Genomic DNA, 19,480 nt, shown 5'->3' on the forward strand with positions numbered 1-19,480 from the left:
TTATTTCGCCGCTTAGTGAAACCACGCTCTGCTCAGACTGGGCTACTTGCGTGCGATCTGCTGTCGCTACGGTGTTTTTTAGAGGATGACTATGAAACTTAAAAGGAAAAAAATTGAGCCGATATCGCTCTCCGATGTCACGATCATTGATGACTCGCGGCTTCGTAAAGCGATAACGGCGGCCTCCCTGGGTAATGCCATGGAATGGTTCGATTTTGGGGTTTACGGCTTCGTTGCCTATGCTCTCGGTAAAGTCTTCTTTCCAGGTGCCGATCCCAGCGTTCAGATGATCGCCGCGCTTGCCACCTTCTCGGTACCGTTTCTGATCCGCCCGCTTGGCGGTCTGTTCTTCGGGATGCTGGGCGATAAATATGGTCGCCAGAAAATCCTCGCTATCACCATCGTTATTATGTCGGTCAGTACCTTCTGTATCGGGCTGATACCCTCGTATGCCTCGATAGGCATCTGGGCACCGGTATTGCTGCTGCTGTGTAAAATGGCACAGGGCTTCTCGGTAGGCGGTGAATACACCGGCGCGTCGATCTTCGTGGCTGAATACTCCCCGGACCGCAAGCGCGGTTTTATGGGCAGTTGGCTGGACTTTGGCTCTATCGCCGGGTTCGTGCTGGGCGCGGGCGTGGTGGTGATGCTCTCCGCGATGATTGGCGAAGAGAAATTCCTTGAGTGGGGCTGGCGTATCCCGTTCTTCCTGGCGCTGCCGCTGGGTATCATCGGGCTGTATTTACGCCACGCGCTGGAAGAAACCCCGGCGTTCCAGCAGCATGTCGATAAGCTGGAGCAGGGCGATCGCGACGGTCTGCGCGATGGGCCAAAAGTCTCGTTTAAAGAGATCGCCACCAAACACTGGCGCAGCCTGTTGACCTGTATCGGCGTGGTGATCACCACCAACGTGACCTACTACATGTTGCTCACCTATATGCCGAGCTACTTGTCCCACAACCTGCATTATTCTGAAGATCACGGCGTGCTGATTATTATCGCCATCATGATCGGGATGCTGTTTGTGCAGCCGATTATGGGCCTGTTGAGCGACCGTTTTGGCCGTCGCCCGTTCGTGATTTTCGGTAGCGTGGCGCTACTGCTGCTGGCTATTCCGGCATTTATTCTGATTAACAGCAACGTTATCGGGCTGATTTTTGCGGGACTGCTGATGCTGGCGGTGATCCTTAACGCCTTTACTGGCGTGATGGCCTCCACGCTGCCGGCGATGTTCCCGACCCACATCCGCTACAGCGCCCTGGCGAGCGCGTTTAATATTTCGGTACTGGTCGCGGGCCTGACGCCGACCCTGGCGGCATGGCTGGTGGAAACCTCTAACGATTTAATGATGCCCGCCTATTACCTGATGGTGATTGCGGTGATTGGTCTGATTACCGGCCTGACGATGAAAGAAACTGCCAACCGTCCGCTGAAAGGCGCGACGCCAGCGGCCTCGGACATCCAGGAAGCGCGTGAAATCCTTCAGGAGCACCACGATAACATCGAGCAAAAAATCGAAGATATCGATCAGGAAATCGCAGATCTTCAGGAGAAGCGCCAGCGCCTGGTGCAGCAGCATCCCGACATCAACGAATAATTCACAACGGCCCCTCGCGGGCCGTTTTTTTTCGCCACGCCAGAGCCTTGCGGCTACGCTTAAACAGGGATCACTGTTGGGGTTTTCGCGATGCGCTCAAAATACACCTCACTGCAAATTACACTGCACTGGCTGGTTTTTCTGTTGGTGATCGTTGCCTATACGGCAATGGAGTTGCGCAGCGAATTTCCACGCAGCATCCGCCCGATTGTGGCGTCTGTTCACTTCAGCTGCGGCATCACAATCTTTGTATTAATGGCGATACGGCTGGCGCTGCGCATTAATTACGCCGCGCCGCCCATTACGCCCAGGCCGCATCCGCTGTTTATCGGGCTTTCCCATCTGGTGCATTTGCTGATTTATGTTATTTACCTCGCGCTGCCGCTGCTGGGCGTCACCATGAAATACTATGGCGGCAGTGAGTGGGTGGCTTTTGGCATTGCGATGCCCGTGGCGGCAGAGCCGGATGAGGATTTCGCTGATACGCTGGCGGATTATCACGAACTTATCGCCCGGCTGGGCTACCTCGTGCTAGCCCTGCATGCCGCGGCGGCGCTGTTTCATCACTACGTCTGGAAGGACAATACGCTGCTGCGCATGATGCCCGGCAAACGGCCTTAAAATAAAGTTGCATTTTAACTGCACATTTTGAAAAATGCCCCCTGACGCAACGTGGTTAAATAGCGTTAACGCTTTCCGCGATTCTCTAAGGGGACATTATGCTGCGCATTCCAGCCAATTGTATTCACACCCGCTCCACGCCTTTCTGGAACAAAGACTCCGCGCCCGCGGGCATCTTCAAACGCCATCTCGATACCGGCACGCGTCCGGGCGTCTATCCTCGCTTATCGGTAATGCAGGGCGCAGTGAAATACTACGGATTCGCCGATGGCGAATGCCCGGATCCGGATAGCGAACGCGTAATCAACGCCGGTGAGTTTGGCGTTTTCCCGCCGGAAAAATGGCATTACATCGAACTACTGACTGACGACACCTGGTTTAACGTCGACTTTTTCGTCGCCCCTGAGGTGCTGTTAGAGGGCGCAAAACTGCGCAACGTGAAAAAATAAGGAGTCAATGATGGGCAAAGCAACCTATACCGTAACGGTAACCAATAACAGCAATGGCGTGTCGGTGGATTATGAAACCGAAACGCCGATGGCCCTGCTGGTGCCGGATGTGGCCGCCGAGGTGGTTAAAGAGTTGGTTAACACCGTGCGGGCTTACGATACCGAAGATGAACATGAGGTCTGCGGCTGGTAAAACACGGCTCGCGTGCGAGGAGATCGTGATTGATGATCTCCTGCGGGCTTATCCATAGATTTTCTGAATATGACTTCGTTCCGCTGATACCGTGGAGTATGCTGACATTTTGATTGATATAAAAGGAGATCATGGTGTTAGAAGGGTATTTTGACGATACTGATGCAGTACAAAACAAACAGCGTCTGCTCGCCGTTGCGGCCGCACTCGAAATTGCGAAATCCGCTGTGGGCGCGGGCAACGGGATTTCTGGGGCGCGTACGGAATACGATTTACAGTCGGTAGCTAGAGAGATCGGCCCATTGGCGGATGCGATTCAGGAAGCACTCGCGCCGCGTAGCTAACATCAGACAAACCGGGCCCGCAGAATATCGTACGCCCGGTTAAAAATTATGGTTTAGGGCAGGAAAAACAGCACAAGCCCATTTCCAGAACCCGTGTTTCGAAATAACGGACGCTCAGACGTAACGGGCAGAATACTACGCCAATATTTTTTGAATAAATGTTAATAGTTAATAATGAAGCGTTTTTATTCGCTTCATTATTAATTCGTGCGCACTGACTGTAATTTTTATATTCGGTGACAGTGAGAGTTAACTTTTAACAGGTCTGATACCGTAAGGACATATTTTAAATAAACAACTCTCAGCGCGGCTACATTCGCAAGAAAGAAGGGCATCATTGCCCGGACAACGCATTGTTGATTTAAACGTATTCCAGAGTACGGGATTAAACGGAAAGGCGTGAATAATTTCGATGTTTCTGGCGCGACCGTTAATATTAATGCCGAAATAACCTGTATTGAGGGTGTTTCCGGTGCGTATAAAATAACTGCCTTTATACCACAAAATGAGTTTCAAGTTTCTGGTACTTGATACTCGTGCAAAAAATGTACCAGTCGAGGGGCAAACTAACTGCTTTTCTACAACCCATTCCATGCGAATATACTACTCCTGTGTGTGTTTGCATTTATACAACTGCCTCTTGCAACTGCAATTCAATATTAGCAAACGAAATAACCTTGTCTAATAAAAATCTTAAAAAAATCACCTTAAACTAAATTTTAAAATTTATGACGATATTTTTACTTGTATTACGTGTTGATATATAAAGATATTCCAATAAAAACTCGCGGATTGATTCGTTGGGGGACTATTTTTTGGCTACTATTTTCTCAGGAAACTGGTTAATTACTGTAACAGATTTTCGAGTCAGGAATAATTCTTTATGCTATTGACAGGAATAATGGAATTGTTCCTGTCAATGAAAAGTCTATTTAAAGTCTATGGCGAAAAGCTACCTTTACAAAACAGGTCGAGATCACTTCTCTGGGTGTTAAAATGGAATGACGAGCCGTTTTTTCACAGCGCCATACCGATCACCGCATTCACCACCGTTGAGACCATAAAAACACCGCCGACGATAAAGAAAGCACGATTCTTCCTGGTCAAGCCCAGGGTCAGCATTACAACGGCCGTGACAAAAAACGGGATGGCGATAATGCTGAAAGTATTCATAACTCTTCCTGTGCGGTTTGATAAACAACTCATGGCAGGATAGGGAGTCTGCTATATGACGTACAACTGCCTTTTTTTGTAGGAAACGCGGTACGGAGTCGGGATCCCGGTAAGACGCCTTTGACGGCTACAATAAATAACGTGATACGAGGAGAAAACGGATGAATGTCATTGATTCACTACAGGCAGAGGGCGGTAGCTGGCTTAATCCACCCGACGAGTATGGTTTTGAAAATGGAAACCTGCGCGTGACAACACACGCTAACACGGATTTCTGGATGCGGACTTATTACGGTTTTCAGAGGCATAGCGGTCACGCATATGGATTTTATGTCGAAGAGGAATTTTTCCTTCAGGTAAAAGTCATGGCTGAGTTCACCCATCTTTATGACCAGGCTGGCATCTTCATTCTGGATGATGAAGAACACTGGGTAAAGGCAGGCATCGAGTTTAATGACGAGCAACCCGCCATCGGCAGCGTGGTGACGCGTGGCACATCAGACTGGGCAACCGGCCTGTTCCCGGGGGATCCGGGCACATTCTGGATGCGCGCGAACCTGGAAAACGAGGCGTTACGGATCCAGTATTCCACTGACGGTATAACGTGGCCGCTGCTGCGATTGTGTCACTGGCCTCATCGCCAAAAGCGTTTTGTTGGCGTCATGGCGTGTACGCCAGAAAGGCAGGGGCTTGAGGTCGTATTCAGTGATTTTTCCCTCGGAAAACCTTGCGGTAAAGCGCTGCACGATCTGTCCTGACCAACATTTTCAGCGATTTAACGCCCTGCGTTTTCGTCATTTCCTGCCGTTTTTCGTGAGGTCCATCACTTAATCTGCTGTCGACCACTATACTGACCATAACCGTTGACATTTTCATACGAAACCGCACACGGTTGATTATCTGGCACTAACCTCATCCATGACGACCAGGAGAGCAAAATGCAAAAGCGTAAGACCTTGAAAAGTCTGCTAGCCATATCGGCAATAGCAGCGATGTTCAGTACCGTCAGCGTGCAGGCCCAGAAGCAGACTAACGCCGCGCAGAATAGCACCGCAGGCCAGACCGCCTCGAACGCCAGACTCAGCGCTGGCGACGAAAAAGCGTTAAAGGACATGGCGCAGGCCAATATCAATGAAGTTGCCGCCGCCAGAATCGCGCTGCAAAAGGCTCAAAGCAGCGAAGTCAAAACCTTCGCCCAGAAGATGATCGAAGACCACGGTGGCGCTTTAAGCAAAGTTCAGGCGGTTGCTCAGCAAAAAGGGGTGTCTCTGCCGACTGAGCCGGACGCCATGCACAAAGATATGGCTGCGAAGCTTGAACAGCAGACTGGCGACGCCTTTGACAAGATGTATATGGAAAATGCAGGTACTAAAGATCACGAAATGGTGCTCTCGAAACTGAAGAGTGATGCTCAAAATATCAAGGATCCCGATGTGAAAGCTCTGGCCGATGCGCACATACCCGTCGTTGAGCAGCACTTAAAGTCCGCCCAGCAGATGTCGACGCAATCAGGTAAGTAAACCGGTTATCGGCAGGTATACGGTTCTGACACTCACTCTACGTGTTAATAACGGGAATTGACCCATGCAGCCGTTCGACAGGCTGTGTGGCGCAAACATTGCGAAGGATCGCGCCTGGCACGAAATCGACTCTCTGGTTTCTATTTCCATTTAAACGAAGCAGTTACCGTATTAAATGTCAGGGTTGCCTCGTGCCATTCTTTGCCCTCAAGCAGGGTTTCAACGCACTGAACAGGGTAAAGATCGTCGGCAGGCTGAAAGCGCTGGTACTCAGAGTCAGCGTTTAACATCACATCGTGATTAACGTTGACTATCCAGCCATCAGGGTTTTCGGGATCGGGCTTTCGGGTGCATAACAGCCTGGCCTGATAGAAGTTATCCGGTAGCCCTTCGAGCATGCAACCCGTCGCCCACCCAATCAATTGCTGGTCTGTGTATTTTTGCGGTTCCTGTTCCGACTGCTGGCTGTTAATCAGCCGGTTAAGCGTATTTAAAAACGAGAACATGTGTTTTCCCTGGTAAGTTCAGATGACTGAGTATCGTGTCAGTAGTCTCTAAAGTTAAGCAATTATCATTTTAAGCATGGAGTGAAATTTCACCTGGCGGCCTTAAATAACCACTGATGTCGTAACTAAACGCATTCTAACCCCCTGAATCCCAACAAAAACATAAACCTTACAATCATTTGCCGATCCTGTTACTATACCCCCCTATAGTATCAAAATATTTTCATAAATAATTGATTATTAAAGGTTATTTAATCATTTAATGCTTTTCAGGGGCGTAATGGGGGCGGTTGCCAATTTTCCATTCAGCATCTCGACCTGATCCCCGTCGAATTCTTTAATCCAGGATGAATAGACGCGATAGACCATTTGCGCATCTTCATGCCCGAGCTGGCTGGCGATAAACGTAGGGTTTGCACCCGCAGACAACGCCCAGCACGCAAAAGTATGCCGGGTCTGGTAAGGCGTTCTTCTGCGGATGCCGCTTTTATTCACTGATACATCCCACCGGTCGCTTATGGACTGAGTGGAGAAATACTTGCCTGGCTGACCGTAACGCAAACCCGGTACGAAAACGAAACGGTGATTTTGGATCTCGGTTTTTCCATACTCCCTGAAATGCTGAACTATCTCTGTAATCGCTAAGCTGCCGGTAACTGAATACTGGGCTTTCAGAGCTTCAAGAGCAGGGGCGAGTAGGGTGATGATGCGATCACCTGCGAGTGTTTTAGGCGGAACAAAATCGCCCCGGCCTGTCAGGTTTCTCCTGATATGAACCGTGCCTGCATTTAAATCAACATCGTCCCATGCAAGCGCCGCAATTTCCCCGTGACGCAGGCCTGAATTAATGGCGAACTGCCACATATTTCGATCCTGTCCGGTTATCGCCAGTATGAGTGCGGCATATTCATCTCTGAGAAGAGGGTCTGGTTTGGTGCGATCTTTATGTAGCTTGGGAATGTACTCGAACGGCTTATCTTGTATGAATTTGCTCCTGTGGGCATAACGAAGAATTTGACAGGTCAGGGATATGTAGTCATTGACCGTGTTAACACTGCGACCGATTTTCTTTCTTTTGTGGCCATCTGCGTAAAAAGTTTCTCCCCGCAGTAGTTCTTTGCGGTAGTTCATCATGTCGCTGTGTGTGATATCGGCTATAGGTGTCATCTCGCCGATAATCCTGTTCATTGTCTTTAGCTGGGCGAGAACGCGTGCCATAGTATTCTTTGAGATATCTTCTTCTTTTGCACCCAACCAGAGTGCGACTAACTCTCCCCATGTTTTTGCTACACGTGTGGAAGTAAATTTTTTAACCGCATTTGATTCTGGAAAACGAAGCGCGTAATCGAACTCGCCCAGCTGGATCTCGCTCATGATCAGCGCCCGCAGGCTGCCGGCTTTTCTGATATTGGCATTATTGACTACCCAACCCTTCAGTACCTCACGACAACGCTTGCCACGGAAGGTGAAGGTGATACGAATTTTTCCGTTATGTATTTCAACACCCGTTGGGTAATTCATTACGATTCCTGTACCAGCTGATTGATGCGCGGATAGTTGTACCAGATGATCCCTCGTTTGGTTTCTTTTCCTGTCATTGTGACTTTTTTGAAGTGAACACCTTCCACCCATGTTCCATGTCGATGCTCTTTGATCTGCCGGTTACTCAGGCCGGTTTTTTCGGCCAGTTTTAACTCGACAACCCATTCTTCGTTAAAAATAACCTGTGCCATAGTTGCTCCATGGCGGCAGACATGAGTATATCCACGCCCGCCGCAGTGAGTTGATAAATCGATATCAACAGACGACGGCCCGCAACCGCCGCATGCCTGTCATTGCCGTGGCTACATAGCTGGATTTGCGGTTAACCACTTCCACAATCACTTTTGTTCCCTGTACAGCCACCGTATAGGTGGATTTTGTTTTCTGAGGACCGTAATCGCCGAATCTGGTTACGTGTTCTGCCAGCGCTGCATTACATGCCTGCCGTGCAATTGGTGATGATTTGCTGCGATTGATTAGTCTCATCATTAACCGGGAGGGCGAACCCTCCCGCCTCCCTTAGCCGACATACTCAGGTTTCATATCCAGCAGCGTGATGCTGAACTTCTCGTACAGTTCATCGCCCAGATGACGTTTCGCCGCCGTCAGTGTTTTCTCAACGGCCAGGAATCGCTGATCTGCATCCGGTTCATCCGGCTGCGGCAGGGAGTTGATCGCTGCTTCGACTTTGTTGCGCGCGTCCATCAGGTAATAGCGCTTCACGGCTTTGTTTTTCAGCTCAGTGAACAGTGTGGAACCCAGGGTGGCTTTTGCGGATTCGATATCTACACGTACCGCTTTCGCACCATCGACGTCTTCGGCAGCTTCAATGCGGTCCCGGAATTCGTCTGCAATGGCGTCGACGTTAACCGTGGATTCCCGCGCGCTGGTGGTGGTTGTTACGTTGTCACCTGAGATTTCAGCCAGACTTACCCGCGCTGGCGCCGGGTTTATCTCTTTCTCGGTGCGCTGCTCCACCTCATCAGGCGTATACACGCCGAGAACAACCGCTGGGCAGTAGAGACGCGCCCAGTACTTCAGTGCCAGGTAAGCGATCTGCTGTTTCGGGTTTGATATCCACAGCGGCGAATTGCGGGTAATCACGCTGGAAAGGAAGACCGGTTCTCCCCAGGTGATTTCACTCTCGCCGCGGATGACCGCACCCACGCGAACCGACAGGCCCTGTTCGTCGGCGCTGGACCAGCCGCGTACCATTTCTTTCTTGTCGTACGTCCCGCCGCCTTTCGCTGGCTTCTTTACGATCTCTTCACGGCTGCTGGCGCATTTCGACCAGTCGCCTTCGTACTCATAGTGGAAGCGGCCCACGATTGCGTTTGAGCTGGAGATCACCGCGTTGACCAGCTGCGCTTCGTAACCCAGTACGCCGTTGACCAGGTGCGTTTTCTGCGCCACAGCGTAAGGGTTCATGCCCCACTGCATGGCCTGCATGATGATGGCCATGCAGTCGGCTGGGTTACCGCGAAGATGTTCAGGAACCGTAACGGCGGCCTGCGCCATCAAACCGGCAACGGCCTGCAGCTGGGTTAACGCCTGCACATTGAAAATGGCATTGCTCGCTGAAATGGTGTTTGGTGTCTGTTGCTCAGCGTTCACGATATTCATGTTTTCCATCGTCATTCCCCTTATGCCTGAGTGCGCAGCGCTTCAAGGCGGCGCAGGTCGAAGTCGTTCAGTTCGTCGGTGTAGTCTTCGGTGATCGGCGCAGGCCACTCGCCAGTGTCGAACGCGTTTGCGATGCGGTTCATGGTCTGGCGATACTCCAGCATCCCCAGCTCAATCAGCTCTTCGCTGGCTTCGACGATAGCGATCCAGTGGTAGCCCTCGTCTTTGTTGACGAAAATCCAGAAGAATTGGTCCAGGGCAGCGGTCTGCATATACATGGCCGCGCTCAGGTGATAATCGCGGTCGATGATTTCACGGTGCAGGCGGGCGCGCAGGCCGGACTGCTTTACGTTCCACATGCTGATGGTTTTCAGGTCAGCGCCGACCCGCACGCCGTCGATGTCGATTTCCAGGTCCGGGCGCACGCGGATTTCCAGGCCGGTCTCTTCGTCGATACCGAAATAGCTCGTCTCAACAGCGCGGTCAGGGTGCAGCAGCAGTTTCCCGGCGGTCGGATGCTCATGCAGGGCTTTCTGAATGGCCAGCGCTGTTTCCATCTGCTGGTGAGTCACCAGAATCTTGTCGCCCGGGTTATCGCGCCACGCATCCAGCAGTTCGTCAGCAAATACCGCATCAGGCTTAATGGACTTCACAGCCTGGATCATCTCCGCTTTGGTTCCGGACACTTTCAGCGGTGCCGGTTTCTGCGCTTCCTGCGCCACCAGGTCAGGATTAATGATCGCCAGTTGCTCGAGCATCGCATCACGACTGCCGCTGGTTTTCACCGGCGCGGGCAGGGTGGCGTTGTACTCCTTGATGCAGGCCTTCATCGCGACAGCGGTCTGCTTCTGGTCCGCCGCGATACGCTGGAACTCAGCTGGCAGCGTCATATAGCTCTGCGCTGTTTCTTCCAGGCTACCGCCCATCGGTACCTGCGCGGGTAGGGTGGCGTTGCGCTCTTCCAGCAGCGCTTTGATATCTTCAGTGCTTAGCAGCGACGGTAAGCTGGCGTTATGTTCGTCGATAAAGGCTCGTAGGGTCGCAGCGGTGGTGAATGCCCCCTCGGGGATCACCGGCTCCACGCTGAACTCTTCGTCGAGGTTTTCCGGCTGCAGCGCCAGCGCATGCACCAGGTTACCCATATCCAGCACTTTGGAGCCTTCGCGCGGGATAGTTTTGGCGACGTGGCGCGCGTTGTAATACATCAGTGATACGCGGGCATCTTTCACCATGGTGGAACTGATGCCGTTCGCGGTGTGGTAAACGTTGTTCGGCAACCCTTCATAACGGCCTGGTTCGAAGAACGCGGGATACTCGATTACTGGCTCTTCTTCAGTGTCCGAAATATTTTCAGGAATATTTTGTTGTTCAGATTGCTGTTCAGCGGCGGCTGCGAGGGCCGGGCAGCCAGCGGCAAAAACTTCGGCAGCGTTCACGGCATCTGCCTGCGGATGATCTTCATTAGCGCTTTCGCCTGTTGAAACCGGAGTACCAACCGGGATTTCGTTACTGACAGCCGTTTCCATCTGCACATCTTCGGTAATCTCCAGTTCTTCTCGCAGGCCTTCGGCCATTTCCTGATAAGTGGCGTCACCCATTACCGGGCCGTTGTCCGGATTAATCGGAGTGTTACCGGTCAGCCCCTCGATAGAGAACACACCAGCGCCGAGGCTTTCGACCTTTGGCTGTGCGGCTGCTTCTTCAGCCCGGCGGCGCGTCCCTTCTTCCCGGACGCGCTGCAGATTCTCTTCGTGAGTACAGAAATTTTTACGCGGCGTTTTATCCCATTTCGGATCCGCCGGGTCGCTGATACCCTCGACATATTCGCCGCGGCCAGCAGCCAGTTGTTTATCCAGGGTTTCACGGCTGAATTGCGCAGCCTCTACAGTTGCAGCATCTGGCTTGTCATGCTGGTGTTCTTTCAGGTTTGCGCTGATGTAGGTTTGCAGGCTGACCGGGAAATGATGGACGTTCTCGGCGGCGCCACGGATCAAGGCAAAAATAGCAGCGCGTGAATAGTCCAGGATACCCGCTGTTTTGCGCAGCGCGGCTGACCATTCCCTGAACGGGCTTTCTTTTTTCTCAATGATTTCTCTGGCGCGGCGGTGAATGGATACGGGGATGTTGTAAATATCGAAATCCATTGGCAGGGTCGCGGCTGCGATCTCGTAATCAAGCGTATCCAGGGTATGCGTGTAGTCCTGGCTGCGATCGGTCACGATGCCGCCGCCAGCGTTTGTTCCCACATCAGTGCGTTGGGTAACTACGGTTCCGCTTTTCTTTTGCCATTTGGCTGTTACATCGCTACGAACCTGGTGATTGCCATGTCCACCGGTATCACATGCATTATTGTGAGCGTTAATCCACTCGCCAAAAAAGCCGACAAGATGCGCTAACTGAGGAGCTTTACCGTCCAGAGGCCAGACAGATTTTGTCTCAGCGAGCAGGTCAGCCAGGGTTTCCGGGAAAACATGCTGAAGCTGGCGAAGGTCATGACTGCGACAGGCCAGCAATACGTTTTGGGGATAGGTAGCGTCCATATCCATGCTTAGGCGAGTAATTTCACCTTTTTGCTCAGCGCTCAGCTCATCAAACAGGCCGAAAAGCCATGTACCCAGTACACGCTGTTCGAATGTGTATGACTGGTGTGAAGCGGCGCGTTCCTGAAGCCCTGATTCATTACCTCCGGCTGTTTCCTCCAGCTGCGCGCGCTCGTCCTGGATATTCACGGATTTAGCTTCTTTGGTGATTTTGCTCCAGGAAATACCGTCGTCGCCGAGTTCATAACGATCGCACCAGGTATCATCCAAAACGCCTTCGGCGGGCAGGTCGTCAACAACAAGCCAGTTCGTACGGACCGGAAGCTGGTAATCCGCGCCGCGTCCAGTTTCAATTTCGGCGTCTTCCAGGATGTTCTCGATTTCACGCTGGGCGCGTGAGTCGGATTTGGCAGAGAGCCAGCAAAACAGGTTTTTTGCTCCTGACTTCGCTTTTGCCTTAATGAGAAACGCATAGGTGTTCATTGCGTCTGAGCTCCTTTGGGTTGTAAGATCCCCGGCGCTTGCAAGAGCCGCCTTCGGTTTAGGTGAAAAATTCCGGTATGCTTTGGTCGGTGTTACCGGACGTAAGGCCCGCTTCGGCGGGTTTTTGCGTTTATGGCTCGTGAGCCATCTGGTCGTGCTCGGCGCACTGCCTGGAGCAGTACTGCCGTTCTTCGCGGGTAAGCATGTTACCGCGCAGTAAAAGCAGGGTGCTTTTCACTTCGTCGCCTGGCTGAAGAGGGCTTTTGCAGTAGGCGCATTTCGCGCCGGTAGTTTCCTGTCCGTGGATCATCGGATCACCCCAGCCATTCAGTAAAACTTCCACAAGACAATCGTTGATACGTGTGGCGCCGCGCATGGTGCGCAGGTACACGTATTTGCCGCGAACCGCTGACACATTCCAGGTGTGCCCGTCGTGCTTTGCCAGCATTCCCGGAACCACGCACTGGCGAATGATGTGCATCGTTCCGTAGTGTTGATTAACCATCTCATCCTCTGCCGTTATCGCCCGGCTGGCGGAACGTTTATCGGAGCAACGCAGCGCGTTGTTGATGCTGGAAGTTTACTCATTACTAAACGTTTGTGTAAAGTGTTTGATAAACATTTTTCGTTTAGTTGACGCTAAACAATTAAGATTTAAGGTTTTTTAGTTTTGAATGAGACTGATAGGTATAAAAAAACCGCCCATAAGGCGGTTATATTGAGAGGTTTTACTTACTTACGTGAGGCTAGAAGCTCTTTGAAGAGTTTATTGAACTTCTCGTACATACTTTCAAACTCTATTAGCATCTCTTTTTTAGTGGAGTCAGGAAAGCTACGGTAATATTTGATTAGTTGAAGTTCATCAGAAGTCAGTACCACTTCATTAGGCCGTTTATCGCCTTGCCCACCATCCTCATCTAAATATCCCGATGGCATGCCGTAGTCGTTTTCGATTCTTCTGGCCGCTCTTTCCCCAAAGGAGCTCTTACCATTTATCAACTGGGATAAATAGCTCTTCTCTTTTTCTGGCAGCGATTTATCGGCGAACCACGCCTTGAGCTGCATTCTTCTTACTTCTGCTTTGGTCATTAGCGCATTTTGATTAGTAAATTCTAAACAAGCAAATACTTGACTATAAGGTTTAGTAATTAGTAAACTCATTTTCACACCTTAGAAGGAGAGTATATGCAACTCAAAGATTACCTTTCTCAGCAACGTGGTAACGCTAAATGGCTTGCCAAAAAGCTGGGGATCTCAATGTCCTTTCTGTCCCAGATGGCCTCCAGCTCGGCACCAATTTCTCCTCGCCGCGCCATAGAGATTGAACGTTATACGGACGGCATGGTTACTCGGGCTGATTGCTTGCCAAGTGAATGGGTTCACATTTGGCCGGAATTTACTCCGCGGTCTTGTAAGGCGGCGGTTAACGAAGCAGCACCTAAGGAGCAGTAAATGCAATCACTTCAATTTCAACAGAGTACCGGAACAATTCCGGTAACGATGATAAATCGTTCTCAGGCGAAGCCGGAGTTTACCCACCAGCAGCTTCGTGCGGCTGTTCGTGCATGGGCGGCTGCGATCGATAACCAGGACGTGGTGGCCGGGCTGATTGTTGAGGAATATCAACTCAGCGGCGGCGGCCTGGAGTTCCCGGCCGAAATCAACCGTCAGCGCCAAAAGCTATTCCGCTGGCTGGACGGCGATACCGCTTACGCTCGCGACAACATTTGCGAGTTAACCCCTGCAATTCTGAATGTTCTTCCGCTCGAGTTTCGTACGCGGCTTATTCCTCAGGAAGACATCCTTTCGCGCGTAGCGACGGCGATAAAAGAGTGCGCGGAAGCCAAGCAGGCCGTGCTGATGAAAGCGCCTGAACATCAGAAGATGAAAGAGGTTAGCGAGGGGATCGCGTCGTTGTTTCGTCTGATGCCCGAGCAGGTCGGTCCGTTGATGACAATGGTCACGTCGATGCTGGGCGTCATGTAACCGGGGCCGCTTATGAACCATGAGCAGTTTATCGAGAAGCACGTACGCGAAGAGCTTATCCGCCTGGGTTTTCCGGTGCCGGTGGCTCAGGGGGGGCATTCCAGGCCGTGGACTTATACCGGCGCATGTCTCAGGCAAGCCGCAAAGGGAAAATTTTCGATGATGTTTTACGACATGCGAAGTTGTGGGCAGAGAAACAAACAACCTCAGCCGACAGGTTCGAAGAAAAGCGCGTTAAGCGCACCGAACAGCGGGGGCTGTTCTGAAAGGGTGAAGACCGTGCTGGTGGAACAGCAACGGCCTTCGGGTGCAATAACTGGAAGCGATTGCGAGGTCATTATGACAAACACCATTTTAAATTACCAGGCGCGGGAGGCATAGCTATGTCGAATGTCGCCTACGCCAATTTTGCGGCGCATTCCGCCGCCAGGAGCAACCGGATGGAAAACCAGAAGACCGGATTCATCCCGTTGTACCGGAGTGTGCTTAAACAACCCTGGTCTAAAGATGTTTTCCTGCGAACGCTGTGGGACAACCTTCTGCTGAACGCCGCCCGACAGCCGTACACAGCGAGTTTTAAGGGGCGTCAATGGCCACTGCAAACCGGACAACTGGTGACCACCTCAGCCGATCTGGGGCTGAATCTGTGCGACCGTAACGGAGAGCCAGCGAGCCGCCATGCGGTGGATCGGATGCTCTCATTTTTTGAGAAAGAAGGCATGATTTCCACCGCCGGTGAACGTCGGAAAGGCACGGTGATCACTATCACAAATTATGCACTGTACGCTCAAAAAATAGACAATTTGCCCGCGCATAAAGCCGAGCATAACGGCGAGCATTACCCCGAGCATAACAAACTCAGTAACGGCGCGGGTTTGGATGGTGATGCCGCGAATAAGCCCGCGCAAATAGCCGCGCATAAACCCGCGAATCATGAACAACAAGGTAATAACAATAATAAAAACATTAAAAGATCTTCGTTTCGGAATTCTGACGAATCCCGTAACGACGCCACTGAAAAATTTCTCTCTCGTCACCCCGAAGCCACTGACGGAATTTACACCCCGTCAGGCAAATCTTGGGGAACGGCTGACGACCTCAAAGCCGCGCGCTGGATTTACCAGAAACTCCTGGTGGTCAATGCCAGCCTTTCAGAACCGAAATGGGTTGAATGGGCAAACACTGTTCGCCTGATGCGCATGATTGACCGTCGGACCCACCGCGAGATTTGTGAGCTGCTCGTGTGGGCCAGCGAGGACGATTTCTGGGACAGCAACATCCTGAGCCCGTCCGGCCTTCGCAAGCACTGGGACACGCTGACCACGCAACGCGCACGTAAACCGAAAAACTCCCGCGCCAGCGCAACGCCGCTGGATTTCGATAACACAGACTGGGCGGAGGGCCTGCTGCCATGAAAAACATTGGTACCGAGATGCGGAATTTCGACCGTGAGCAAATGCGCCGCGTTGCGATGGGTATGCCGGAGCAGCAATCCCAATCTCGCCAGGAGCATGTCGCCCAGGTATTCAACGAGTTGTTTAGACAGCTGCGCGCCGCGTTCCCGGCTGCAATGGCAGGATTCCGTGAACAGAGTGATTTCGACGAACTGCGGCGCCAGTGGCTGCTGGCTTTTGCGGAAAACGGGATCACCAGCTTCGCCCAGGTTGACGCAGGTATGCGTATTGCTCGCCAACAGGAAAAACCGTTTTTGCCGTCGCCCGGTCAGTTCGTGGCATGGTGCCGCGCCGAGGAAAGCGCCGCCGTGGGTCTGCCTGACCAGAACGAGCTGGTAAAGCTGGTTTACGAGTACTGCCGCAACCGCAGCCGTTACAACGATGCCGAGTCGTATCCGTGGCCTGACAACGACATCACCCCACGCACCGTGAAATACCGCGCCAGCTACTGGCTGGTCACAACCCTGTACCAACAGATGCGCTCATACGGGCTCACTGACATGGAACTTAACCGCAAAGCCGGTGAAGAGCTGGCGAAAATGGTGAAACGCATTCGCGCTGGTGAAGTCATTCCTGAGCCGGTTGCTCGTCTGCCTGTACTGGGCAGCAAACCTGTTACGCGTGAGCAGGGGATGGCGAAAATTCAGGAAATCCGGGCGAAGTTTGGGCTTAAAGGCGGGAGGGCTTAACCATGCGCAGCAAAGATCAGATTGCAATAATCACCTTTCTCAAACAGGAGAAAACCGCCACGCCACGTCGGCTGGAACGACAGCTCGGTTGGACCAACAAACACACCCACGCAATTCTGGGGCGGCTGGTTCGTCTTGGCATCGTGAAGAACATTGGTAAACCAGCACACCCTGAATACCGACTTGTTCAGCGCTGGCAGGCAAAAGTTAGCTCACCCAGGGCATATAAATCTAAACCTGCAGCGCCGTCCGTAGCGTCAGTATGCCGCCAGAACTGGCAGGGCTATCACTTACATAAAATCTTCGGGAGTGCCCGCGCATGAAAGAAATGACTCATAAGCAGTTAATTCGCGCTACCTACGTGGTCGCTAAGTTTAAAGACTCGGAGACAGCGCAACTGCTGACCGAACTGGCGGGGCGGCTGGACTATGCGCTTGCTGCGGCGCGTACTGCCTGTGCAGAACGGGCAACCGCCATGAACGCAGAAATCGAGTGGGAAACGGCTATGCAAAAGGCTACCGGGGAAGACAACGTTGATGATGTGGTTCTGGCAATCGAAAAGCTGAAAGCCGGGCGGGGTGCGCTGGCGGCGGAGAAATTGGCGCTGAAATCATCATTTAAGCCAGACGTAATTCCAGAAGAGGCAGTTGAGGCATTCACGGAAACCGCCATCCTGGACCACGACTGGAATGATACTAGCGAATGGTCATGGGTTGAAAATGATACAGATGTCATCCGTGCTGTGCTGGATGCAATGTCCGTTCCAGAAACCCCAGTCACTGACTCCTTCCTGGCAGAAGTCCGCAAACAGGGCGTTATCGAATTTGCAGCAGCGATGGCGGCTATACACGCTGAATGTCAGAAGGGCGGATATTTTGACCGGCAGGTAAAGGTTTACGCCAAAGCTCAGGAACTGGCTGAGTCTTATCTTAAGCAGCGCCATGAAGAGAAAACCGAAGGAGGCGTAGCGTGAACTGGAAACATAATGCATTAGCTCACGATCTGGCTGAGAACCTGCGGCAGAACACTGCGCGGATTGTATGGGAAGATATGCAGCTCGGTCCGAGCGGTACAGCGCGCCCGGATGTTTACGCGATCCCATGCTCATTCAGCAAATTTTGCCCGGTTGTTTACGAAATCAAAGTCAGCGTTTCCGACTTCCGCGCCGACGTCACTGCCGGTAAATACACGAAATATTTTGCGTACGCCAGCGCGGTAGTCTTTGCGGTTCCCGAGGGAATGCTGAAAAAGTCTGATATCCCGGAGGGCTGTGGATTGATGGTTCGTAAAGAGAGCGGATGGCATACCCTGAAAGGCCCGACCATGCGATCACTCGACAATCTCCCGCGCGATGCCTGGATAAAGCTGGTCATCGACGGTATCCGCCGCGAAACCGAGCGTACCCGGCTTATGATGCGCAGTGCTCCTGTGTATGTTGATGAAAGACGGCTGGCGCAGCGACATGGCAATGAGATTGCAAGCTTGGTATCGCAGGCTTACAACGCTAAAGCTCGCCTCGAATCGGCTATTCAAAATCAGGAAAAGCGCCGTGCTGAAGTTTTCCAGCAGACAGAGCAGGAAGCTCGCTGGCAGCGCGAGCAAATGGAGCGACAGGCTGAAAGCCTTAATTCGGCTCAGGCAGACCTGGCTGAAGTGCTGGGTTTACCCGCTGACGCAACGGTTTATCAGCTGACGCGAGCAATCAACGAGGCCAGTTACAGGCTGGCGCAGGATTCGGAGATTCAGCGTCTGCGTGGATTATTCAGCAGGCTGGAGGATTTGCTGGTCAGCGCCAACCAGAAGCTGCCGGGTGAGCCGGTTAATGCGGGTGCGGCATGACTGAGCCTGATAATTTATTGCAGTACGCAACACACCGCATTGTTGAACTGGAAAGCATGCTGCTGGTGGATGTGCCGGAAACCGTCTGGCCCGCTGAAGTCGGTATGGTCTATTCACAGGTAGAAAGCGCCGGTGATCTGCCGGCGCATCACCAGCGTCGCCTGAAACATCACATCAATCGTATGTGGCTTAAGAAAATGATATCTCGATAATTCATACTTTTCTTTTAAAAATTTAGCCCTCGTTCTATGAGGGCTTGTTATAAAAAGTATTACTTTTTGAGAAAATAGTATCCAGCAGCTAATGCACCAATGGCGGCAACGAGAGCACCTTCAGCAGGGGATATAGTAAGTGTTTCAAGTTTAATGGTGCTTTTACAATCCGCATTATCTGTATTTGGTTTTGGTTGTGTGTATTCTGAATTTTCTTTCTCTCTTTTCATTTCGGCCTGTTTGACGTTTTCAACAATTTCTTCAACAGTTGGTCCATTTGGAAGAATTTTTTTTAGTTCACTCATCGAACGCTCAAGTTGTTTCATCATTGTATCTAAGTCGTCTATTGAGCATTCTTCAGCATCGCAATTGGGACGACTGGCGTACTCAAATTTGGACCCTTCTAGGTATGAAATCGCATCGAGGGAAAATATCTCAAATTTGCTAAACTCTTTTGGGCTACATATATAAGCTTCATGAATCATTTTGTTGCGAAGATGTGTAATAAATGCAAGTTTTTTGACAATTGAATCAGTGAGCCTCCAGTTAATAGAAGTACTTAGTTCTTTGAGGCCATTGCCTTCCGCGCCTCTTGCGCGCAGTAGTTTTTCGATTTTTGCGCAATTTTTAACGACTGTTTCAAGCATGCATTACCTCTGCTATGTAAGGTTAACCTTATATTTTTGCATGTAATTCATACCCATATCAA

The 19,480-nt window shown here is 51.5% G+C and carries 27 protein-coding genes; 16 read left to right on the plus strand and 11 right to left on the minus strand.

Translation table 11 applies throughout. The features are described from left to right. The first annotated feature begins 91 nt into the window (after nucleotides 1-91). From proP to FND52_RS03750, 5 genes are all read left to right on the plus strand, one after another. Nucleotides 92-1,597 carry a glycine betaine/L-proline transporter ProP gene (gene proP, locus FND52_RS03730; RefSeq protein WP_125294434.1) on the plus strand — a complete coding sequence of 502 codons (1,506 nt, stop codon included), beginning with the start codon at nucleotides 92-94 and terminating at the stop codon, nucleotides 1,595-1,597. Nucleotides 1,598-1,687: 90 nt separating this feature from the next. After that, nucleotides 1,688-2,218, plus strand: a complete 531-nt coding sequence (gene cybB, locus FND52_RS03735) for a cytochrome b561 (protein WP_144129398.1) — start codon at nucleotides 1,688-1,690, stop codon at nucleotides 2,216-2,218. A 98-nt stretch (nucleotides 2,219-2,316) separates the two neighbouring features. After that, nucleotides 2,317-2,667: a TehB family protein gene (locus FND52_RS03740; RefSeq protein WP_125294436.1), complete on the plus strand. Its 351-nt coding sequence runs from the start codon at nucleotides 2,317-2,319 to the stop codon at nucleotides 2,665-2,667. A 10-nt stretch (nucleotides 2,668-2,677) separates the two neighbouring features. Then, entirely contained in the window at nucleotides 2,678-2,860 is a 183-nt protein-coding gene (locus FND52_RS03745) for a DUF1869 domain-containing protein (RefSeq protein ID WP_125294437.1), read from the plus strand. A 131-nt stretch (nucleotides 2,861-2,991) separates the two neighbouring features. Further along, nucleotides 2,992-3,204: a hypothetical protein gene (locus FND52_RS03750; protein ID WP_125294438.1), complete on the plus strand. Its 213-nt coding sequence runs from the start codon at nucleotides 2,992-2,994 to the stop codon at nucleotides 3,202-3,204. A 249-nt stretch (nucleotides 3,205-3,453) separates the two neighbouring features. On the opposite strand, the gene FND52_RS03755 is transcribed toward FND52_RS03750, so the two are convergent. Both FND52_RS03755 and FND52_RS21775 read right to left on the minus strand, forming a co-directional pair. Next, nucleotides 3,454-3,798 (minus strand): anti-adapter protein iraM, encoded by a 345-nt coding sequence (locus FND52_RS03755; protein WP_144129400.1) that lies wholly within the window; start codon nucleotides 3,796-3,798, stop codon nucleotides 3,454-3,456. A gap of 423 nt (nucleotides 3,799-4,221) precedes the next feature. Further along, nucleotides 4,222-4,377, minus strand: coding sequence for a hypothetical protein (locus FND52_RS21775; protein WP_167509319.1), 156 nt, complete (start codon nucleotides 4,375-4,377; stop codon nucleotides 4,222-4,224). Between the two features lie 161 nt (nucleotides 4,378-4,538). Here FND52_RS21775 and FND52_RS03760 point away from each other — a divergent pair, with 161 nt between their 5' ends. Both FND52_RS03760 and FND52_RS03765 read left to right on the plus strand, forming a co-directional pair. Further along, complete coding sequence (locus FND52_RS03760; protein WP_125294440.1) at nucleotides 4,539-5,135, plus strand: DUF1349 domain-containing protein; 597 nt, start codon at nucleotides 4,539-4,541, stop codon at nucleotides 5,133-5,135. Nucleotides 5,136-5,315: 180 nt separating this feature from the next. Continuing rightward, a complete protein-coding gene (locus tag FND52_RS03765; RefSeq protein ID WP_144129402.1) occupies nucleotides 5,316-5,897 on the plus strand; it encodes a DUF4142 domain-containing protein in 582 nt (193 codons plus the stop codon). Nucleotides 5,898-6,037: 140 nt separating this feature from the next. Here FND52_RS03765 and FND52_RS03770 read toward each other — a convergent pair whose 3' ends face one another. The 8 genes from FND52_RS03770 to FND52_RS03805 form a co-directional block, all read right to left on the minus strand. Next, nucleotides 6,038-6,403, minus strand: coding sequence for a hypothetical protein (locus FND52_RS03770; protein ID WP_144129404.1), 366 nt, complete (start codon nucleotides 6,401-6,403; stop codon nucleotides 6,038-6,040). Between the two features lie 255 nt (nucleotides 6,404-6,658). Beyond that, the gene (locus FND52_RS03775; protein WP_144129405.1) at nucleotides 6,659-7,924 is read right to left on the minus strand and encodes a tyrosine-type recombinase/integrase; all 1,266 of its coding nucleotides are present in this window, start codon (nucleotides 7,922-7,924) and stop codon (nucleotides 6,659-6,661) included. Next, complete coding sequence (xisR, locus tag FND52_RS03780) at nucleotides 7,924-8,136, minus strand: excisionase family protein (protein ID WP_144129407.1); 213 nt, start codon at nucleotides 8,134-8,136, stop codon at nucleotides 7,924-7,926. The genes FND52_RS03775 and xisR overlap by 1 nt, the downstream gene beginning before the upstream one ends. Before the next feature lie 64 nt (nucleotides 8,137-8,200). Further along, the gene (locus FND52_RS03785) at nucleotides 8,201-8,431 is read right to left on the minus strand and encodes a DUF4060 family protein (RefSeq protein WP_144129843.1); all 231 of its coding nucleotides are present in this window, start codon (nucleotides 8,429-8,431) and stop codon (nucleotides 8,201-8,203) included. Between the two features lie 33 nt (nucleotides 8,432-8,464). Next, complete coding sequence (locus FND52_RS03790; protein WP_144129408.1) at nucleotides 8,465-9,577, minus strand: RecT family recombinase; 1,113 nt, start codon at nucleotides 9,575-9,577, stop codon at nucleotides 8,465-8,467. An 11-nt stretch (nucleotides 9,578-9,588) separates the two neighbouring features. Next, on the minus strand, nucleotides 9,589-12,591 hold the full coding sequence (locus FND52_RS03795) for a RecE family exodeoxyribonuclease (RefSeq protein WP_144129410.1): 3,003 nt from the start codon (nucleotides 12,589-12,591) through the stop codon (nucleotides 9,589-9,591). Nucleotides 12,592-12,721: 130 nt separating this feature from the next. Continuing rightward, nucleotides 12,722-13,096 carry a YdaE family protein gene (locus FND52_RS22075; RefSeq protein WP_425277899.1) on the minus strand — a complete coding sequence of 125 codons (375 nt, stop codon included), beginning with the start codon at nucleotides 13,094-13,096 and terminating at the stop codon, nucleotides 12,722-12,724. Between the two features lie 227 nt (nucleotides 13,097-13,323). Beyond that, a complete protein-coding gene (locus FND52_RS03805; protein WP_144129412.1) occupies nucleotides 13,324-13,752 on the minus strand; it encodes a hypothetical protein in 429 nt (142 codons plus the stop codon). 24 nt (nucleotides 13,753-13,776) lie between these two features. Here FND52_RS03805 and FND52_RS03810 point away from each other — a divergent pair, with 24 nt between their 5' ends. The 9 genes from FND52_RS03810 to FND52_RS03845 are packed head-to-tail and all read left to right on the plus strand — an operon-like array spanning nucleotide 13,777 to nucleotide 18,771. Continuing rightward, nucleotides 13,777-14,043 (plus strand): transcriptional regulator, encoded by a 267-nt coding sequence (locus FND52_RS03810; protein WP_144129414.1) that lies wholly within the window; start codon nucleotides 13,777-13,779, stop codon nucleotides 14,041-14,043. Further along, nucleotides 14,044-14,577 (plus strand): toxin YdaT domain-containing protein, encoded by a 534-nt coding sequence (locus tag FND52_RS03815; RefSeq protein WP_144129416.1) that lies wholly within the window; start codon nucleotides 14,044-14,046, stop codon nucleotides 14,575-14,577. A 12-nt stretch (nucleotides 14,578-14,589) separates the two neighbouring features. After that, complete coding sequence (locus tag FND52_RS21780) at nucleotides 14,590-14,958, plus strand: hypothetical protein (protein WP_167509308.1); 369 nt, start codon at nucleotides 14,590-14,592, stop codon at nucleotides 14,956-14,958. Between the two features lie 59 nt (nucleotides 14,959-15,017). After that, complete coding sequence (locus FND52_RS03820) at nucleotides 15,018-15,992, plus strand: replication protein (protein WP_144129845.1); 975 nt, start codon at nucleotides 15,018-15,020, stop codon at nucleotides 15,990-15,992. Beyond that, nucleotides 15,989-16,720: a replication protein P gene (locus FND52_RS03825; protein ID WP_144129418.1), complete on the plus strand. Its 732-nt coding sequence runs from the start codon at nucleotides 15,989-15,991 to the stop codon at nucleotides 16,718-16,720. The genes FND52_RS03820 and FND52_RS03825 overlap by 4 nt, the downstream gene beginning before the upstream one ends. Nucleotides 16,721-16,722: 2 nt before the next feature. Further along, nucleotides 16,723-17,043 (plus strand): hypothetical protein, encoded by a 321-nt coding sequence (locus FND52_RS03830; RefSeq protein ID WP_144129420.1) that lies wholly within the window; start codon nucleotides 16,723-16,725, stop codon nucleotides 17,041-17,043. Continuing rightward, on the plus strand, nucleotides 17,040-17,693 hold the full coding sequence (locus tag FND52_RS03835; RefSeq protein WP_144129422.1) for a hypothetical protein: 654 nt from the start codon (nucleotides 17,040-17,042) through the stop codon (nucleotides 17,691-17,693). The genes FND52_RS03830 and FND52_RS03835 overlap by 4 nt, the downstream gene beginning before the upstream one ends. Continuing rightward, on the plus strand, nucleotides 17,690-18,559 hold the full coding sequence (locus FND52_RS03840) for an MmcB family DNA repair protein (RefSeq protein ID WP_144129423.1): 870 nt from the start codon (nucleotides 17,690-17,692) through the stop codon (nucleotides 18,557-18,559). Before FND52_RS03835 ends, FND52_RS03840 begins: the two co-directional genes overlap by 4 nt. Continuing rightward, nucleotides 18,556-18,771, plus strand: a complete 216-nt coding sequence (locus FND52_RS03845; protein ID WP_144129425.1) for a hypothetical protein — start codon at nucleotides 18,556-18,558, stop codon at nucleotides 18,769-18,771. The genes FND52_RS03840 and FND52_RS03845 overlap by 4 nt, the downstream gene beginning before the upstream one ends. Before the next feature lie 59 nt (nucleotides 18,772-18,830). Here FND52_RS03845 and FND52_RS03850 read toward each other — a convergent pair whose 3' ends face one another. Next, nucleotides 18,831-19,418, minus strand: coding sequence for a hypothetical protein (locus FND52_RS03850; RefSeq protein WP_144129427.1), 588 nt, complete (start codon nucleotides 19,416-19,418; stop codon nucleotides 18,831-18,833). Nucleotides 19,419-19,480: the final 62 nt, after the last annotated feature.

Origin of the sequence: Atlantibacter subterraneus, assembly GCF_007570865.1 — a bacterium.
Classification (GTDB): Bacteria; Pseudomonadota; Gammaproteobacteria; order Enterobacterales; family Enterobacteriaceae; genus Atlantibacter; species Atlantibacter subterraneus.

Coding starts and splice junctions, on each gene's coding strand:
- FND52_RS03770 (WP_144129404.1), bottom strand. CDS start 6,403: ATGTTCTCGTTTTTAAATACGCTTAACCGGCTGATTAACAGCCAGCAG.
- FND52_RS03850 (WP_144129427.1), bottom strand. CDS start 19,418: ATGCTTGAAACAGTCGTTAAAAATTGCGCAAAAATCGAAAAACTACTG.
- FND52_RS03820 (WP_144129845.1), top strand. CDS start 15,018: ATGGAAAACCAGAAGACCGGATTCATCCCGTTGTACCGGAGTGTGCTT.
- FND52_RS03745 (WP_125294437.1), top strand. CDS start 2,678: ATGGGCAAAGCAACCTATACCGTAACGGTAACCAATAACAGCAATGGC.
- FND52_RS21775 (WP_167509319.1), bottom strand. CDS start 4,377: ATGAATACTTTCAGCATTATCGCCATCCCGTTTTTTGTCACGGCCGTT.
- FND52_RS03740 (WP_125294436.1), top strand. CDS start 2,317: ATGCTGCGCATTCCAGCCAATTGTATTCACACCCGCTCCACGCCTTTC.
- FND52_RS03755 (WP_144129400.1), bottom strand. CDS start 3,798: ATGGAATGGGTTGTAGAAAAGCAGTTAGTTTGCCCCTCGACTGGTACA.
- FND52_RS03790 (WP_144129408.1), bottom strand. CDS start 9,577: ATGGAAAACATGAATATCGTGAACGCTGAGCAACAGACACCAAACACC.
- FND52_RS03775 (WP_144129405.1), bottom strand. CDS start 7,924: ATGAATTACCCAACGGGTGTTGAAATACATAACGGAAAAATTCGTATC.
- FND52_RS03810 (WP_144129414.1), top strand. CDS start 13,777: ATGCAACTCAAAGATTACCTTTCTCAGCAACGTGGTAACGCTAAATGG.
- FND52_RS03785 (WP_144129843.1), bottom strand. CDS start 8,431: ATGAGACTAATCAATCGCAGCAAATCATCACCAATTGCACGGCAGGCA.
- xisR (WP_144129407.1), bottom strand. CDS start 8,136: ATGGCACAGGTTATTTTTAACGAAGAATGGGTTGTCGAGTTAAAACTG.
- FND52_RS03825 (WP_144129418.1), top strand. CDS start 15,989: ATGAAAAACATTGGTACCGAGATGCGGAATTTCGACCGTGAGCAAATG.
- FND52_RS21780 (WP_167509308.1), top strand. CDS start 14,590: ATGAACCATGAGCAGTTTATCGAGAAGCACGTACGCGAAGAGCTTATC.
- FND52_RS03815 (WP_144129416.1), top strand. CDS start 14,044: ATGCAATCACTTCAATTTCAACAGAGTACCGGAACAATTCCGGTAACG.
- FND52_RS03760 (WP_125294440.1), top strand. CDS start 4,539: ATGAATGTCATTGATTCACTACAGGCAGAGGGCGGTAGCTGGCTTAAT.
- FND52_RS03750 (WP_125294438.1), top strand. CDS start 2,992: ATGGTGTTAGAAGGGTATTTTGACGATACTGATGCAGTACAAAACAAA.
- FND52_RS03765 (WP_144129402.1), top strand. CDS start 5,316: ATGCAAAAGCGTAAGACCTTGAAAAGTCTGCTAGCCATATCGGCAATA.
- cybB (WP_144129398.1), top strand. CDS start 1,688: ATGCGCTCAAAATACACCTCACTGCAAATTACACTGCACTGGCTGGTT.
- FND52_RS22075 (WP_425277899.1), bottom strand. CDS start 13,096: ATGGTTAATCAACACTACGGAACGATGCACATCATTCGCCAGTGCGTG.
- FND52_RS03805 (WP_144129412.1), bottom strand. CDS start 13,752: ATGAGTTTACTAATTACTAAACCTTATAGTCAAGTATTTGCTTGTTTA.
- FND52_RS03830 (WP_144129420.1), top strand. CDS start 16,723: ATGCGCAGCAAAGATCAGATTGCAATAATCACCTTTCTCAAACAGGAG.
- FND52_RS03845 (WP_144129425.1), top strand. CDS start 18,556: ATGACTGAGCCTGATAATTTATTGCAGTACGCAACACACCGCATTGTT.
- FND52_RS03795 (WP_144129410.1), bottom strand. CDS start 12,591: ATGAACACCTATGCGTTTCTCATTAAGGCAAAAGCGAAGTCAGGAGCA.
- FND52_RS03835 (WP_144129422.1), top strand. CDS start 17,040: ATGAAAGAAATGACTCATAAGCAGTTAATTCGCGCTACCTACGTGGTC.
- proP (WP_125294434.1), top strand. CDS start 92: ATGAAACTTAAAAGGAAAAAAATTGAGCCGATATCGCTCTCCGATGTC.